15 protein-coding genes are annotated in these 16,988 nt (G+C 52.7%); 4 read left to right on the forward strand and 11 right to left on the reverse strand.

Going from position 1 to position 16,988, the window contains the following annotated elements; genetic code table 11:
* Positions 1-9: 9 nt before the first annotated feature.
* Genes PPL9_RS10555 through PPL9_RS10565 form a run of 3 tightly spaced genes read right to left on the reverse strand, consistent with a single transcriptional unit; the run spans position 10 to position 3,926 of the window.
* Entirely contained in the window at positions 10-1,947 is a 1,938-nt protein-coding gene (locus PPL9_RS10555; RefSeq protein WP_057462650.1) for an MlaD family protein, read from the reverse strand.
* Between the two features lie 9 nt (positions 1,948-1,956).
* Positions 1,957-2,772 (reverse strand): ABC transporter ATP-binding protein, encoded by an 816-nt coding sequence (locus tag PPL9_RS10560; protein WP_057462651.1) that lies wholly within the window; start codon positions 2,770-2,772, stop codon positions 1,957-1,959.
* Between the two features lie 5 nt (positions 2,773-2,777).
* Complete coding sequence (locus PPL9_RS10565; RefSeq protein ID WP_057462652.1) at positions 2,778-3,926, reverse strand: ABC transporter permease; 1,149 nt, start codon at positions 3,924-3,926, stop codon at positions 2,778-2,780.
* Between the two features lie 117 nt (positions 3,927-4,043).
* Here PPL9_RS10565 and dgcN point away from each other — a divergent pair, with 117 nt between their 5' ends.
* The gene (gene dgcN, locus PPL9_RS10570; RefSeq protein ID WP_057462653.1) at positions 4,044-5,057 is read left to right on the forward strand and encodes an N-acetyltransferase DgcN; all 1,014 of its coding nucleotides are present in this window, start codon (positions 4,044-4,046) and stop codon (positions 5,055-5,057) included.
* Positions 5,054-6,037, forward strand: coding sequence for an N-acetyl-D-Glu racemase DgcA (gene dgcA, locus PPL9_RS10575; protein ID WP_057462654.1), 984 nt, complete (start codon positions 5,054-5,056; stop codon positions 6,035-6,037). The genes dgcN and dgcA overlap by 4 nt, the downstream gene beginning before the upstream one ends.
* A 50-nt stretch (positions 6,038-6,087) precedes the next feature.
* Here dgcA and PPL9_RS10580 read toward each other — a convergent pair whose 3' ends face one another.
* Positions 6,088-7,266, reverse strand: coding sequence for an MFS transporter (locus tag PPL9_RS10580; RefSeq protein ID WP_348271971.1), 1,179 nt, complete (start codon positions 7,264-7,266; stop codon positions 6,088-6,090).
* Positions 7,267-7,438: 172 nt separating this feature from the next.
* Here PPL9_RS10580 and PPL9_RS10590 point away from each other — a divergent pair, with 172 nt between their 5' ends.
* Positions 7,439-8,548 carry a protein phosphatase CheZ gene (locus PPL9_RS10590; protein ID WP_208989293.1) on the forward strand — a complete coding sequence of 370 codons (1,110 nt, stop codon included), beginning with the start codon at positions 7,439-7,441 and terminating at the stop codon, positions 8,546-8,548.
* 64 nt (positions 8,549-8,612) lie between these two features.
* Here the strand turns inward: PPL9_RS10590 and PPL9_RS10595 are convergent, their stop codons facing one another.
* The 3 genes from PPL9_RS10595 to PPL9_RS10605 form a co-directional block, all read right to left on the reverse strand.
* The gene (locus tag PPL9_RS10595) at positions 8,613-9,632 is read right to left on the reverse strand and encodes a threonine/serine dehydratase (RefSeq protein ID WP_057462658.1); all 1,020 of its coding nucleotides are present in this window, start codon (positions 9,630-9,632) and stop codon (positions 8,613-8,615) included.
* Between the two features lie 91 nt (positions 9,633-9,723).
* Positions 9,724-10,803 carry a glycosyltransferase family 1 protein gene (locus PPL9_RS10600; RefSeq protein ID WP_057462659.1) on the reverse strand — a complete coding sequence of 360 codons (1,080 nt, stop codon included), beginning with the start codon at positions 10,801-10,803 and terminating at the stop codon, positions 9,724-9,726.
* Entirely contained in the window at positions 10,800-11,570 is a 771-nt protein-coding gene (locus PPL9_RS10605) for a UDP-2,3-diacylglucosamine diphosphatase (protein ID WP_208989299.1), read from the reverse strand. The genes PPL9_RS10600 and PPL9_RS10605 overlap by 4 nt, the downstream gene beginning before the upstream one ends.
* Before the next feature lie 302 nt (positions 11,571-11,872).
* On the opposite strand from PPL9_RS10605, the gene PPL9_RS10610 reads away from it, so the two are divergent.
* Positions 11,873-12,652 (forward strand): SDR family oxidoreductase, encoded by a 780-nt coding sequence (locus PPL9_RS10610; protein ID WP_057462661.1) that lies wholly within the window; start codon positions 11,873-11,875, stop codon positions 12,650-12,652.
* 63 nt (positions 12,653-12,715) lie between these two features.
* Here the strand turns inward: PPL9_RS10610 and PPL9_RS10615 are convergent, their stop codons facing one another.
* From PPL9_RS10615 to PPL9_RS10630, 4 genes are all read right to left on the reverse strand, one after another.
* Complete coding sequence (locus PPL9_RS10615; RefSeq protein WP_057462662.1) at positions 12,716-13,984, reverse strand: OmpP1/FadL family transporter; 1,269 nt, start codon at positions 13,982-13,984, stop codon at positions 12,716-12,718.
* Between the two features lie 293 nt (positions 13,985-14,277).
* Positions 14,278-15,381 carry a TRAP transporter substrate-binding protein gene (locus PPL9_RS10620; RefSeq protein ID WP_057462663.1) on the reverse strand — a complete coding sequence of 368 codons (1,104 nt, stop codon included), beginning with the start codon at positions 15,379-15,381 and terminating at the stop codon, positions 14,278-14,280.
* Positions 15,382-15,393: 12 nt separating this feature from the next.
* Positions 15,394-16,197: a bifunctional hydroxymethylpyrimidine kinase/phosphomethylpyrimidine kinase gene (gene thiD / locus PPL9_RS10625; protein WP_057462664.1), complete on the reverse strand. Its 804-nt coding sequence runs from the start codon at positions 16,195-16,197 to the stop codon at positions 15,394-15,396.
* Positions 16,197-16,952 (reverse strand): hydroxyethylthiazole kinase, encoded by a 756-nt coding sequence (locus PPL9_RS10630; protein WP_057462665.1) that lies wholly within the window; start codon positions 16,950-16,952, stop codon positions 16,197-16,199. Before PPL9_RS10630 ends, thiD begins: the two co-directional genes overlap by 1 nt.
* Positions 16,953-16,988: the final 36 nt, after the last annotated feature.

The raw sequence follows: 16,988 nt of genomic DNA on the forward strand, positions 1-16,988 counted from the left end.
TCAAAAAACTCAACGCCGCTGCGCACCATTAAAGACAGGTGTGTCCGATCCGCCGAAAATCACACGATTTGGGTTACGGTCGAAATTGTTCACAGCACGTCGAATTTCAATAAGTGTCTGGTTTAACTGCTGCATTGCTGCAGTAAAGTCCTGTCCGCCTTGCTGACTCAGTTTCAACAGGGCAGCAGAGATTGGCTCCGCCCGCAAGGCAAACGCATCTGCAACCTTGCGGATGGAGGCCGCAGCCTCAGTCGCTTCCTTGATAAAGCCTTGCCCATCAGCTGAAACCATACCGTCTACTTTCTCCAAAATCGTGTTCACACGAACGGAGGCAGCGTTCAGGTTTGTCGCAATGCTCTTCGCCTGGTCAATCACTTTGTCGACGTCCGGCACCTTCTTCTTCAGTTCCATGGTCATGTCATTGACGGATTTTGCAGCATTCTGGATTTCATCAATTGCTTTAGCAAGGTCAGGCGTCTTCTCAGCAAGAGTGGTCGCCACCTTGTCAGCCGAAGCAACAATATTGGAGACTTTCGCAGGGTCGATGGCTTCCACAATACCGTTGGTGTTGGAGATCAAAGAATTCGCATTGTCCATGGTCTCACTCAGCTGATCAGAGGCAGCGCTCAGGTTCGTTCCAACTTCACGGGCCGAAACGATCACACTGTCGATCTCTTTATTGCGACCGGCAATGGTATTGCTCACTTCACGAATGTTCGCTGTGGCAGCACCAGCATCATCAATAACTTTTGCGATCACCTGATTTTTGTCAGAAAGCGTTTTGGTCACCGTCTCAACCGAGGTCACGATATTACCGACCTGCTCGGACTTCACCATACTCAGGATACGGTTTGCATTCTTCGTGGTCAGCACAATCTCGTTGGAGGCCGTCTCAGCATTCTTCACGATACGGTCGATGGCGTCTTTATTCTTGGTCAGTTCAACAGTCAGCTGCCGCGCGTTTTCAGCAACAACAGAAGCAGAGGAAAGCATGGTGTTGATATCACCGCGACGCTCAGTCAGCACACCACCAAGATCAGACGCACCTTTCAAAATGCGCTCAACCTCTTCAGGCTTGACGGCTCCAATCACAGCTTCAATCTGATCAAGTTCATCGGAAAGCTCTGTCGTAAAGTTCACCAGCTGATCAGAGGCCAGCTTACCGTTGGCAATGATGTCACCAACACCGTCTGCAGAGGCAGACAGTTTCTTGGTCATGGCCTCAACATTGGTGACGATCTCACCCAGTTTGTCCGGGGGGACATTCGCCAGCAGGTCTTCACCGCGATCAACCAGTTTGCCAATCCGGCCCGAGAGCCCCGTCAGCGCTTTACTTGTCTCAGTTACACCAGCAAGAAAATCATCAACGCCCTTGGCATTGTTTGCCAGCGCTTGGGTAAAGACCTCTACGTTCTTTATGGTCTTTTCCACTTCAGGCCGCGCAGTCATCACCAGCTCATCAATATGCGCCAGCGTGGAATCTGCCTTGCGCATGATGTCTTTGGCACCTTCCAGCAAATCCTCAAACTGGGACCTGCGTGCATACATGACCGGAATAGTATCAGCTGCTTTGGAGAACAGTGCCGGACTGTCAGAGGATCCGCCGGACAGATCCACATAAGCCACGCCTGTCAGTCCGGTAAACCCAAGAGACGCAACAGTGTCACGGCGCAGCGGAGCATTGGCATCAACGCGCACAATCGCAACAACAAGCTTAGGGTTTTCAGGATCGTACGTCAGCGCACTCACATCGCCGATCTTGATGCCGTTAAACAGCACCTGACCGCCAATCGGCAGACCCGTCACAGCACCGGGGAAAATGATTTTGATATCACGACGGCTTGAGCGGTCACCCGCACTCAACAGCCAGAACGTAAACAGGAAGGCGATGCCAACAACAGTTAGAACGAATGCACCAATAGCGATATTATTTGCGCGGGTTTCCATGCATCCTCCTCACACCCGTTTGAGGGCACGTGCCCCGCGGAAATAGGACTTAACCCAAGGGTGCTCCACCTGCATCATTTCCTCAATGGTTCCTTCAACCAGAACCCTGCGTTCGCCCAAAACGGCAATACGGTCACAAATACTATGCAGACTATCCAGATCATGGGTCACCATGTAAACCGTAAGCCCCAGAGTTTCTTTCAGTTTTACAATAAGATCATCAAAATCAGCCGCTCCGATCGGATCAAGACCGGAAGTGGGCTCATCCAGGAACAATAAGTCAGGGTCCAGCGACAATGACCGGGCCAGAGCAGCCCTTTTGATCATACCGCCAGAAAGCTCCGAGGGCAGCTTATCAGCCGCATCCAGAGGCAGTCCAACCATCTCGATCTTCAGCAAAGCCAGCTCATCCCGCAAACGCGGCGACAGCTTCAGGTGCTCACGCATCGGCACCTGAATATTCTGCTTCACAGTGAGAGAGGAGAACAATGCTCCCTGCTGAAACAACACACCCCAGCGCTGCTCAATCTCACGGCGCATGGCATCTGTTGCTTCGTCAAAATCCTGCCCGAACACCTCAATGGAACCGGACCGTCGCGGCGTCAGCCCCAGCACAGCCCTCATGAGCACGGACTTGCCCATACCAGACGCACCAACAAAGCCAAGCACTTCACCGCGGTAAACATCCATATTCAGGTTCTCAAGAACCAGTTTGCTTCCAAAGCCGACGGTAACATCCCGCACCCGAAGCAAAATCTCCCGATCATCAGCCGCACGATGACTTGAGCCCAATCCGTTCACCGGTCCTGATTGTCCTTGTCCCATACTGGTTAAAACCCGATAGACGCGAAGAACACAGCAAAAACTCCATCCACCACGATGACCATAAAAATAGCTTTCACAACAGAAACAGTCGTATGACGCCCAAGGGACTCTGAAGAGCCCTCAACTTTCATACCTTCCATACACGCGATAAGCCCGATGATCAGGGCCATAAACGGCGCTTTCACAATGCCAACCATCAATGTGTCAACAGTAACAGCCGCCTGCAGCTGTGCAATGAAGGAATGAGGCACAATGCCAAGATACCACCAGCAGGTCAGCCCCGCCCCGAACAACGCCGCGATGTTCGCCAGAAAAACGAGGATCGGAAGCGCAATCATCAGCGCCACCAAACGCGGCAGGATCAGCACTTCGGTCACCCGCAAGCCGGTCACCTGAAGCGCATCAATCTCTTCCTGCATCTTCATGGACCCAAGCTCTGCCGTATAAGCAGAACCGGATCGTCCAGCCACCATAATGGCTGTCAGAATAACGCCAATCTCGCGCAGAACCAGAATGCCGGAGAGATCCACCACAAAGATCTCAGCACCAAACTGCTTCAGATAAAACCCGCCCTGCTGCGCAATAATTCCGCCGATCAGAAAGCTCATCAGGCACACAATCGGAACCGCACCCATGCAGGAGCGCTGAAACTGAACGCCGATGGAAATAGGCCTCAACCGGCTTGGATGCGTCGCGGCGGCTGTGATCGTCGCGGTCAGCCCACCCAGCATGGCCAGAATATCGCGCGTATCACGGCCCAGCTGGCGTGTCGCCTCGCCCACGGCTTCCAGATAATTGACGAAAGAGTTACCAGAGTGTTCTTCGGTGGGATTGTCAACGTCTTGCCGGTCAACTTCCTTCAGCAGGATGTCAAAACGCTCATCCTCATAGATGAACTTAACCTCTCGCCCCTGTTCGGCTTGCTCCATTTGGAACCGCTGCAGCAACCAGGCACCAGCCGTATCGAGAAAACTAACCGCCTTTAAATCCACGCAAATTACGGAATGGCGCAGTCTGGACGCAGCCTGATTGATGAGTTTTTCGCAAGTAGATCCCTGCCGGATACCCCAGGCACCGGAAGCCGTAAGCAAAAGTAACGCCCCGTCTTCAGCAGTTACCAGGTCCGGCGCATCCATTTTATCAGTCAGCTTCATCACGGGACCCTGCGCCCTATAATCCAAAAATCCTATTGATCCTATTGATCCTATACAGGTTTCTGTAGTGTGTCGTCTAGTAATCCTCATTCAGCCACAAGTACAACGGAAAAAATTATGTCTATTTCTAAGCCATATCTATTATTTCTTGGGGACGTAAAAGACGAGCTGGCAGCAAAAACTGCCCATGGCGTACTTGATTGGCGACCAGAGTGGTGCCTTGGCCAAATTACACTCCCGGGCTGCAAAGCCCACACGACCCTGTCAGAAATGAGTCTTGCTGACGCCACCGAGGCAGGTGCAAAGACCATGGTCATCGGCTGCGTAAATGCCGGTGGCGTCCTACCAGATCACTGGATTGAAACCATCGTCGATGCACTCAACCATGGCCTCGACATCGCAGCAGGCCTGCATATCGAGCTGGCAAGCATCCCAGCCATTGCAGAGGCGGCAACTAAGAACAAGCGCAAGCTTCACGACCTGCGCTTTACGGACCTCACGTTCCCAACTGGCAAAGGCGAAAAGCGTTCCGGAAAGCGTTTGCTGACCGTTGGCACCGACTGCTCCGTTGGCAAGAAATACAGCGCTCTTGCTCTGCAAAAAGGGCTGGCTGACCGCAACATCAGCTCTGACTTTTGCGCAACGGGCCAGACAGGCATCCTCATTGCCGAACGCGGAGTTGCCATCGACTCTGTGGTCTCGGACTTCATCTCAGGCGCGGCGGAGCACATCAGCCCGGCCACCAAAGACAACCACTGGGATGTGATTGAAGGTCAGGGAGCCCTGCATCACCCGTCTTTCGCCGGGGTTTCGCTCGGCCTGCTCCATGGCTCACAACCAGATGCTTTTGTAGTCTGTCATGAGCCAACCCGCTCCACCATGCGTGGTGTGTCAGCACCCATTCCATCCATTCAGGACGTCATTGACCTGACAATACAACTGGGCCGCCTTACCAATCCGGACATCCGCTGTGTCGGCTTAGCCATCAACACCATGATGCTTTCTGAAAATCATGCAAAAAACCTGATTGAAGAGCTGGGGGAAGCGCATAAACTGCCCGCAACTGATCCTGTCCGCTTCGGGACAGATCCAATCATTGATCATATTTGCGCGGAGTTTAAACTGGTTTGACCTGTCGCCTGTCTATTGAAGCTGAAACATTCCCAATTGCGGGAAGCTTTACCATTGCCCGCGGTTCACGCACGGAAGTAAACGTCCTCACCGCCACACTCACACAGGACGGTCACACAGGCCGCGGTGAGTGTGTTCCTTACCCGCGGTATGGTGAAAGCGTCGAGAGCGTCACCGCTCAAATCGAAGCGGTGCGTGGAGCTATTGAAGCTGGTGTATCCATCGAAGAGCTGCAAAGCCTTATGCCCGCAGGTGCAGCCCGCAACGCGGTGGACTGCGCCCTGTGGGCCCTGACGGCCAAACGCCAGAGCGCCACTGTAGCTGAACTGGTGGGGATCAAGTCCCAGCGCATTCTGGAAACCGCCTACACCATCTCCGTCGGCACACCGGAGAAGATGGCGACAGACGCTACAAAAGCGGCCAGCCGCCCTCTCCTCAAAGTCAAATTGGCTGGCGATGGTGATGTTGAACGCATCGCTGCCGTCAGACAGGCAGCCCCAAACAGCAAGCTCATTGTGGATGCCAACGAAGGCTGGTCAGAAGATAATCTGGAAGCCAACATCAAAGCCTGCCAGCAGGCAGGTGTTGGGCTGGTGGAACAACCTTTGCCAGCGGGCAAAGATGGTATTTTGGCGGAAGTAGAGCACCTCATACCGATCTGCGCAGATGAAAGCCTCCACACCTCAGCTGATCTGGAAAGCCTGCGTAACCGTTACTCAGCCATCAACATCAAGATCGATAAAACCGGCGGTCTCACTGAAGGGCTGAAGTTGCTGCGCAAAGCAGAAGAGATGGACTATGTCATTATGGTCGGCTGCATGCTCGCCACATCTCTCGCCATGGCGCCTGCCATGCTGCTGGCGCAAAACGCAGAGTTTGTTGATCTGGACGGACCACTGCTGCTTGCGAAGGATCGCGAGCACGCAATCCAGTTTGAAGGGAGCCTGATGCACCCGCCGTCTCCGCAACTTTGGGGCTAATCACAACAAGCATAAAAAAGGCGGCTCTCACATCGAGGCCGCCTTGTTTTTTAAACGCGTTTGGTCACCAGCATAAGCGTCAGCACACCGACACAGCAGATCGCTGCCATCAGATAGAAGGCATAGGCTTGTTCAATCGCATAGAGCCAGCCGCTGGCAATTCCGCTCACGCCCATCACCACACCAAAGGCTGTTTGTGTCAGCCCCTGAGCCGCGCCAAGGCGTTTGCTTGATACCAGTTTGGACGTGTAGGCAACCATGCCCAGAAACACCATGCCAAAGCTGCCGGCATGCAACAGCTGCAGCAGAACAGCGGACCACGTCTCTGTTGCATAAGGGAACAGCATCCAGCGGATGATGCTCGCAACACCGCCCGTGACCATCAACCCCCAGGCTCCCAGGTGACGCATGAAGAAGGAGCCCCAAACAAAAATCCCAATTTCTGCCAGAGTACCGATCGCCCACAATCCACCAACCATCGCATCGCTGATGCCTACAGACAGCCAGAAGATGCTGGCGAACGCATAAAGCGCAGAGAAGCTGCCCAGCAGCAAACCACCAGATAGCACCACAAGCAAGAACTGCGGATCGCGCAATTCTTCGGCGGCCCAAACACTTTCTTTGCTTGAGCTGCGGCTTTCTGAAGGCATGCCCGGCAGCAGCACAGCAAGCAGCGCCAGCAAACCCAAACTGCCCACGGTCAGGAAAAGCAGTTCAGCAGGCTCACCAAATGTCAGATACCAACCACCAATCAGCGTCGCGACCACAAACGCAATCGATCCCCATGATCGCATCGGCCCGTAATTCAGGCCAAGAGTGCTCACAGTTTCATAGGCATATGCATCCTGCAGCGGCTGAATAGGCGTGTAGAAAATGGAGAGGAAAACAACCAGTCCAATGACAGTCCAATAGTCACTGGAGTAGATCAGAACCCAAAAGGAGATCAGCGCAATAACACTGAACAGCGCCATGGAATGACGCCTGCGCCCTGCACGATCCGAGATGCTCGTCATCAACGGAGTTGCAAAGATGCGGACGATATTTGGCAAGGCAATCACCAATGCTATCTGCACAGGTGTAAAGCTAATATCCTCTAAAAATAGCGGAAAGTACGCAAGAAAGAAAGCGTTTGCAAAATTAAACGCTGCAAACAAACCACTCACGCCTGTTGCAATCCAGAATAGGTTACTGGCTTTCCCTAATGAGGAAGTTCTTCTGGGCATAGTCATTGGAAAACACTACAAATGGGGGTGGAGAGTACCCGAGGAAGTGGATGGGAAGGGATACTCCTATCACTTGTGCTAATAGGGACTATCCAAATCAATGTAAACCAATTATTAGCCGTAGAATCTGTTATATAAACTTGTAGTATTATCTTAGTTAGTTATGAAGGAGCCACTTATGGCTGGCAACAACCGAAAGGTCCTTTTGAGCCCCGAGGAATTTGATGCCATCAAAAGCGCACTCTCTGAGACTGATAGAGGCCGTGCTTTCCTTCATGATCACCTCACACTAAACAGATCCGCCGAAACAGCAGACCTTCTGGAAGCTGTTCGACGACTTGAAAAAACATTGGTTGAGCGCGAACTGCCATCTGAGATGGAAACATATCGCCTGCACACCTATGAAATGTATGAGGCAATTGAGCGAACGAAGGACGAAATCTCAAAGATCAAGCTGGAAAATGCCGACAATAATCGCTTTTCAGCCGCTTCTGACGAGCTAGATGCAATCGTCACATCCACAGAAAGCGCAACACAGGTCATTCTGGAGTCCTCCGAAGCTATTCAGGATTTGGTGGACAAACTCCGTGCCTCCGGCGCAGAAGATGCCCCATGCGATGCCATTGAAGAAATGGCCATGGAAATTCTGATGGCGTGTTCCTTCCAGGATCTGACAGGGCAGCGCATCAACAAAGTGGTGAAGGCCCTTCATTACCTTGAAGGCCGCATCTCCAAGATGATCCGCATCTGGGGTGTAAACCTGGCTGATGAAGATCGCCCGGAAATCAATTTGGATGAGCCGCGTGATGAAGATGATCGTCACATCGACAAGCGCCCGGACGCCCACTTGCTCAACGGCCCGCAAATGGATGGTGCAGGCGTTGATCAGGCTGACATCGATGCAATGTTTGACACAACACCTGCCTCAACCGAAGAAGCTCTGAACGAAAACGTCGTTCAGTTTGCTGCTGAAACACGAGCAGAAGCAGCTCATCAGGACGAGGACAAAGCAGAAGAGCCTGCCGAGGAACCTGCTGAAATCTTTGAGCTTGATGATGTGGAAGACGAGTTGAACGCTGTTGAAACGCCTCAAGTCGCGTTGATCGAGGACGACGACCTCATCGTCACCAACGACGATACGCCAGTCGAGACGGACACCGCGACAGAGCAGGACGATGCACCAATCGAGATCGAGGGGCAGTCGCCTCCGCTCACCTCCCCAAGAGGCAGCAATTCCGACCCGCTCCATCACCTCTCAACAGGAGAGCGCCTCGCACTCTTCTCGTGATTGAGACCTAAAACCAGAATTTCGAAAGCCGTTTGCCTCCTTTTCAGCGCAAACGGCTTTTTTCTTATGCAGGTGCTTTCTCTGCAGAGTACTGCTTCAATGCTCTCTCAAAGACAGCAGGATCCACATTGCCGCCGGAGATCGTGATCACTGCCGTCTTCCCGGCAAGGTCAATCTTGCCAAACAACACAGAAGCCAAAGCAACAGCCGCGCCCGGTTCAACAACCAGTTTCAGCTCAAAATAAGCAAAGGCAACCGCTTTCATCGCCTCGTCATCTGTAACACGCAAACCTTTTGCCTGACGCCTGCTCAAAACTGAAAAGCCTTTGTCCCCCGGCATTTCAGTCAGCACCGCATCGCACACAGAACCACCCAGAGCAGCATTGCGAACACGTGTCCCAGCTTCAAGTGAGCGCGCATAATCATCAAAACCAGCAGGCTCTGCCGTGTAAATCTGACACTCAGGCAGGCTCGTTTCCAGCGCCAGTGCAATACCGCTGGTCAGACCACCGCCACCAGTACAGCTGATCAACACATCAGGCGTGACACCCAGAACCTCACACTGTTCCGCAATTTCAAGCCCGGTCGTACCCTGTCCCACAATCACACCACTGTCATTGTAAGGGTGAATGAACGTCGCACCGCGCTCCTCACAAAGACCACGGGCAATCGCCTCACGGTCCTCGCTCTCACGATCGTAAAGCACAACTTCCGCCCCCAGCGCTTTCGTCCGCTGGATCTTCAACTGAGGCGCATCCTCAGGCATCACAATCACCGCCGGAAAACCAAGGATCTTCGCAGCAGCTGCAACGCCCTGCGCATGGTTTCCGGAAGAACACGCAACTACACCAGCGGGCCGCTGTTCCTGCGGGATCAGGGAAAGGCGATTGAACGCACCTCGAAACTTAAACGACCCGGTGCGCTGCAGGTTTTCGGCTTTAATAAAGACACGGCCATTCACCTGCTCATCCAACACCGGAAAGTTCAGAAGCGGTGTCAGGCTGGCATAGCCTTGCAGCCTCGTTCTTGCTTTTTCAATTTCGGAAAAAGTGAGTTCGACTGGACTGGAAACATCTAAAACCATAAGAACCTCGGCAACAGCAATATGCCGCCCTGTATAGCACGCAAATCTACGAGGGTTTCAGATATTCTGATCACAGCTCAAGGAGATCCACTCAACCATTCAGGTGATTTCCAACAGAGCCTTTGCCCGCATACAGGTCCTGCCGAAATCCTGCAGTGAATGCAGGATCATAGGCATGTTCAGCATTAGCCAGAAACTGCTCGGCACTCGCCCGCCACGTAAATCGCAGGGCAACATCCCGGCAATGCTCCCGCGAAACCTCCAGTGCTTCCAGCGCTGCCACCTGAAGATCATTCTTCAGCACACCTGCCCCACTGTTGCCAATCACATCAATCGGCCCCATCACAGGAAAGGCCGCCACCGGCGTCCCGCAAGCAAGCGCTTCCAGCAGCACATTGCCAAACGTGTCGGTCTGGCTCGGAAACACAAATACATCCGAGTTTGCATAATACTCAATCAGCTCATCACCAACGACAGGCCCGGTAAACAACACCTCCGGATAAGCAACCTTGAGCTCCTCCAGCTGCGGACCACCACCAACAACCACCTTGGTCCCCGGCAAATCAAGCTGCAAAAACGCCTCGATATTCTTCTCAACCGCCACACGTCCCACATATAAAAATCGCGGCCCTGGCAGGTGATCCAGCAGGTTGGTCCGCATTGGCCGGAACCGCTGATGATCCACGCCGCGCGACCATCGCAGCAGATTGTCAAACCCACGCATGCGCAAGTCAGCTTCCAAAGTACTCGTCGCAACCATGCACCCCTGCCCGCTGTTATGAAAACGGCGCAACCAGGAATAGCTAAAGGACAACGGCACCGGATAGCGTGCCTGCAAATACTCAGGAAAGCGCGTGTGATAACTGGTGGTAAAGACACGCCCGTCCCGCTTTGCCACCTGCCTTGCCATAAGGCCCAATGGCCCCTCGGTCGCGATATGCAGATGGTCGCAGTCGTACTTCTCAATAAACCCACGCACGATATGCGGTAGCGTCAGGCTCAGCCGGATCTCGCCATAAGACGGCATCGGAATGCTATGAAACGACTGCGGCGTCAGGAATTCAACCCGAATACCCATAGAGCGCAGTTCAACTGAAAGTCGCTCCAGCGTCCGCACAACGCCGTTGATCTGAGGCTTCCACGCATCGGTAACAATCAGGATCGAGCTCATGCCGCCACCCGTCCGTCAGAACTCTCGCTAGAAGTCTCACTCTCGCCCCGTTTGCCATCGCCCCAATGAATAACCTCAAACGTTCCATCAAAGTTCTCGGCAACGGCAGTGCAACTCTCCACCCAATCACCAGTGTTGATGTAATGGATACCGTTGGTCTCATGATCAGCCGCATGATGGATATGACCGCAGATCACCCCATCCACCTTCTGACGCTGCGCTTCCGAAACCAGCGTTTCCTCAAACTTGCCAATGAAGTTGACGGCGTTCTTTACCTTCAGCTTCGCCCACGCAGAAAGGCTCCAGTAGGTCAGCCCAAGCTTACGACGGCAATAATTCAGCACTGTATTGAGATTGAGCGCACTCACATAAGCCCAGTCACCAAAGAAGGCCAACCACTTTGCATGGCGCACCACCACATCAAACTGGTCACCGTGAATGACAAGATACCTCTTGCCATTGGCCCCTTCATGAATGACCTGATCAACAACCTCGACACCCCCAAAGTGGATGCCGAAGAAATCCCGCAGGAACTCATCATGATTGCCGGGAATGTAAACGATCCGTGCCCCTTTGCGGCCTTTGCGCAAGAGCTTCTGCACCACATCATTATGCAGTTGAGGCCAATACCAGGACCGTTTCAGCCGCCAGCCATCAATAATGTCGCCGACAAGATAAACCGTGTCAGCGTCGTTTTGCTTCAAAAAGTCCAGTAAGAGATCAGCCTGACATCCGCGTGTACCCAGATGCACATCAGACAAAAACAAGCTTCTGTATTTTTTACTAGTAGAATCCCCGGTCACCACAAAGCCTCCGGAATAAGAAAACCTTCTTTCCTTTAAATTGATTCACAAGAAACAAATATGACAGGATACATATACTCAAACCTGTCAGCTTCTTGCTTGAACCTCAAGTAACATTACTCCCCGTTTATTAGGGGAGAGAAAATCAAGTATCTGCAATTCAAGTGAATATTCTATTTGCTTGCTAAGCTTGATCCTGACTGGCTCAAACCTTTCTGAGAATGTAGGCTGCCCTTCACAATTCACCGATTCATTAGGATGTTGAAATGCACTTGGGTATTGAGGGGCGCAAAGCCATTGTCTGCGCATCCAGCCGCGGGCTGGGGTTGGGAACGGCAAAAGCACTGGCAGAGGCTGGGTGTGATCTCGTAATCAACGGACGCAACGAGCAACGGCTAGACCAAATCGCGAGCCAACTGGCAGCACAACACAACATCTCAGTCATTCCTGTGGCAGCAGATATCTCCTCACCAGAAGGCCAGCAAGCCGTTCTCAAAGCGTGCCCAAACCCGGACATTCTCGTCAACAACAACGGCGGCCCGCCACACAAAGACTTCAAAGAGCTGGACCGTCAGGCGATTCAGGATGGTGTCATCCAGAACATGATCACCCCGATCGAACTGATCAAAGCAGTCATTGATGGCATGGCAGAGCGCCGCTTTGGCCGCATCGTCAACATAACCTCTATGTCTGTGAAGATGCCAATCGAGGGGCTGGACCTGTCCAGCGGTGCCCGTGCTGGTCTAACAGCATTCCTGGCAGGCGTCTGCCGCCAATACGCCCAGCACAATGTCACCATCAACAATGTGCTGCCCGGCAAGTTCGACACCGACCGCCTGAAAGGTGGCTTCGAGCGTCAGGCAGAGCAGACCGGCATCTCCATCGAAGAAGCCAAACGGCTATCTTCAGAAGAGATCCCAGCAAGGCGTCTCGGCAATCCGGAAGAATTCGGCAAAGCCTGCGCCTTCATGTGCTCAGCCCATGCTGGATACATCACAGGCCAGAACCTCTTGCTCGACGGCGGCCTCTACCCAAGCGCTTTTTAAAATCGAAAAGCCTCCCCGCAGTCACCCTGCAGGGAGGCAAATCAATTTAGCTTTTGCGGCGTCTTAGAACTTCAAACGTGCACCAAAGCTGATGATGTCAACATTGGTGTCATTGACCGGCCCTTGAATGGTAATGCCCTCATAGAACGGGTGGTCCGGATTGATGTTGATGTTTGAGCTTTCTGGAAAGATATGCGAGTAGCCAAAATCAACTTCCAGCCAGTCCTCGTAGAAGTAACTCACCCCGGCACTCAGCCAGAACCGGTTTGAATCAGGCAATCGTGGTGTCCGGTTCGCTTCGTCGATTGGAGACCACTCATAAGCCAGCCCAAACCGACCAGTGATGTTCTGAGTGAAATCATACTCCGTACCAAGCGAGATGAAGTAGCCGTCGTTGTATTGGAACGGTAACTCGGAAACCACCTGATCCTGCAGATTGAACACCGGGAAGGTGCTAAACCGTGACCAATGCGTCCATTCAAACGTACCCATCCCGCGCCAGCGCTCATTCAACACCTGCTGGAAGGAAACTGTCACAGTCTCTGGCATAATGATGTTGGAACGAATTGGAGTTGGCGTGCCACCACCGACCACAAGCCGCCCCTTAAGGTTGTGCTCAATGGGCGAGCGATACCCAATACCAAGCTGAGTGCCTTCCCACGGCTTAAAAAGAGCTCCAAGGGTTGCCCCAAATCCGAGATTGTAGTCTTCGCCTCGCAGTTCCGCAGTTGGTGAATTCGCAGCAATTGGCGGAACACCCGTCGCAGACTTCAGCCTCACTTGCAAATATTGAAGCTGCCACCCAACCCCAACAGAGAATTTTTCGGTGACTTCATAAGCCGCCATCGGCGTAACATTGACAGAAAGCACACGGGAAGACCGCGCATAGACCTGCCCCGCCCATTCAATTTGAGGTTTGGTTTCAAAGCCATAAGGTGCATTGGAACTGACGCCAAGAGTAAGGCGGTCATTAATCTTCCAAGTGCCATATCCTGCTGGCACCCAGGCATCCACGCCAATGTCACCTGAGGAATATGGCACGCCGGTTACAGGAATGCTCAGTGCATCAATCGTCGCCGTATCCAGATCAATCGTTGCACGTGGGAACACAAATGTCTGCGAAGTTTCCACCTGCACCCCATCATGACCAGTCATGGTCGCCGGGTTCCAGTACATACTGGAGAGGCTTTTAGAGACAGTTGCATTTCCCGCAAAGGAGAGCCCCTGATACCACGCAGATTGCTCACGAACAGCAAAAGCACCGGCAAATGCATCAGACGCAATCAGCAAGGAAGAAAGGCTAGCGATCGTAATGGGTAAATATCTGGACATGCACGGTACTTTCTGTTCTCAAGAAAACATTCAAGCAGTGCCATGATCAACCTACGAGTTACTTATTGATTCGGCTCTCTTCCTCATGATTGAAAATATTAAAGAGTAATTGCACTGGCATATTTAAAGGTATGAGGCGTCGACTTCATAAAACAACAATGCCCAGCTCACTTACAATCACTTGGCTATTCGCATTTCAGGCAGGTACACTGAAACATTTTCTGTGACAAAACGTCCGCATAACAAAAGGCCCTCCAAATGGAGGGCCCTTCAAACGCGATTTGATCTGCCAGTTAACTTCTTGCAGAGATGTTTTTGCCCAGTGAAAGAGCGCTCCACCCCGCCAGAAGCTCCTGCGCTTCTATGTAACTTTCATAAATCTTACGAGCTGTTTTGTCTTTCTGGGTATAGATATCCAGCACCTCAACACTGGTTTCCTTCAATGCTGCAAGAACCTCTTCCGGGAATTCGCGAATCTCTACCCCATGCTCTTCCTGCAGCACCTTAAGGCTCGCTGCATTCTGCGCATTGGCCTCAGAAAGCGCCAAGTCAGCTTCCACACGGCAAGCCTCTTCAACCACCGCCTGAAGCTCAGCTGGCAAACCTTCCAAAGCAACCGCATTCACAATTGCCTCACCGGTGCCGTTTGGCTTATTAAAGCCCGGACCGTAGTAGTATTTGACCAGTTTATGGAAGCCCAGCGCACTGTCCGTCCATGGACCGAGAAACTCTACACCATCCACCACACGCGTTTGCAGACTGGTGAAAATCTCGGAGGCTGGAATGTTGACCGGAGTAACACCAAGCTTGCGCATGATTTCACCACCAAGACCTACCATGCGCAGTTTGCGCCCTTTCAGGTCATCCAGCGTCTCAATAGGCTCACGATACCAGCCCGCCATGGTAGGGCCAGCATTACCAGCCATAAACGGCTTCACACCAAATGGCGCATAAAGCTCATCCCAAAGTTCCTGTCCACCCATCTGGTCCACCCAGGCAGTGTGCTCCTGAGGCAGCAGACCGAAAGGAACGGTCGTAAAAAACACCGAACCCGGCATCTTGCCAGCCCAGTACAAAGCAACTGAATGGCCCATCTGTGCAGTGCCGCTTGAAACAGCGTCAAACACCTCAAAAGCCGGAACCAGCTCACCTGCAGCAAACAGGCGCACACGCATCCGACCATTACTCATAATGTTGATGCGATCACAAATGCGTTGCGCAGACATGCCTGGGCCCGGCAGGTTCTTGGGCCAGCTGGTCACCATGCGCCATTCGATCACCGGATCAGCATCCTGAGCCAGTGCAGGTGCAGCAAGTGCAGCGCTACCGGCAACCGCCCCAGCAGTTAGCCCCAGCGCCTGACGGCGGGTCAGATTGTGTTCTTTGTTCTTGGTCATTATCTCCGCCTTTTATTCAGACCAGAATTCATGGAAATGGTGCACAGGCCCATGTCCCTCGCCTACGTCAAGCGTATCCGCAGCTTTAATCGCCTGACTAATATATTCTTTCGCTTCGCCAATGGCATCTTGCAGCGCCAACCCCTTGGCCAGTTCCGCCGCAATCGCAGAAGACAGGGTACAGCCAGTCCCATGTGTATTCTGCGTTTTATGTCTTGGCGCCGTATACCACCTCTCCACATCACGGGAGAGGAAGAGATCATCACAGGTATCATCAGATCCGTGTCCACCTTTCAGCAGAACCCCGTTAGCACCCATGTCCAGCAGCAGTAACGCTTGTCTGTGCATGTCTTCACGGGATTCAGCTACCGGCTGGTCCAGCAAAAAGGCCGCTTCCTGCATATTCGGCGTAATCAACGCCGCCATGGGAAACAGCTTCTGCTTCAGGACCGAAACGGCGGAGTTTTGCAACAAAACATCACCAGAAGTTGCAACCATCACCGGATCAAGGATGACGCGCTTAACATTATATTCCGCCAGCTTTGTGGCGATAACAGCGATAATCTCTGGCTGTGAAAGCATGCCGATTTTCACAGCATCCACCTTCAGGTCAGAAAAAACAGCATCCATCTGCTCCGCCACAAATGCTGGCGGCACATCATGAATACCTGTCACACCTTTGGTATTTTGGGCCGTCAGTGCAGTGATGACACTGGCCCCATAGACCCCACGAGCCGAAAAGGCCTTCAGGTCTGCTTGAATTCCGGCACCACCACCGGAATCCGACCCTGCAATTGTGACTGCAATCGCACTCATTAGGCCAATACCCCACCTTTATTATTCATTGTTTCGAGCTTGAGACGCTCGTTGAACTGGTCAGCCTTCAAGCCATAAAGGGTATCGATGAAAGCTGGAGTGAAGCTTCCCGGCCCGTTCGCCTGCTCTGCGGCAATCTCGCCGCATACACCATAGACAGCAAGCGCAGCAAGCACGGCAAGTTCCTTATCCGGCTCGGTAGCGGCAAAACCAGCCAGCACACCGCCCAGCGCACAGCCAATGCCAGTCACCTTGTCCATATAAGCATGCCCATTGCCCACGGTGTAGGTTGTCTCCCGGCCAAACACAGCGTCCTCAATTCCGGTGCGCACAATCAGTGTGTTCTCGGTGACAGCTCCACTCAGCCCAGCGCTCTCAGTCATGTTTGCTTTAAGGATCGAAACATTTTCTTTCAGAATATCTTTTGCAAACTCCATGCGAATGTCTGAGCGATCTACTTTAACCGGGTCCAGAACCACGGGCATAGATTTTTTGGCAGCCCCTTCAAGCCCAAGCCGAATACCATGCCGCCGCTTTCCATCCAGCGTACCAAGATTGAGGAGCAACCCGTCAACACTCTCGACAAATGCAGGAATTTCATCATGGGCCGCTGTCATGGAGGGTACGATGTTACAAGCCAACATTATGTTCGCGGTAAGGCTCTGCGCAACAGAGTTCGTCAGGCAATGAACCCGAACACCACGCTCACGCACGCTCTCAAAGACTTCCCAGAGATTTTCAGTTGTGTAGGACATTTGTTTTCGCTCCCCTATAGATTACGGCGGGGACGA

The organism is Pseudovibrio sp. POLY-S9 (assembly GCF_001431305.1).
Taxonomy (GTDB): Bacteria; Pseudomonadota; Alphaproteobacteria; order Rhizobiales; family Stappiaceae; genus Pseudovibrio.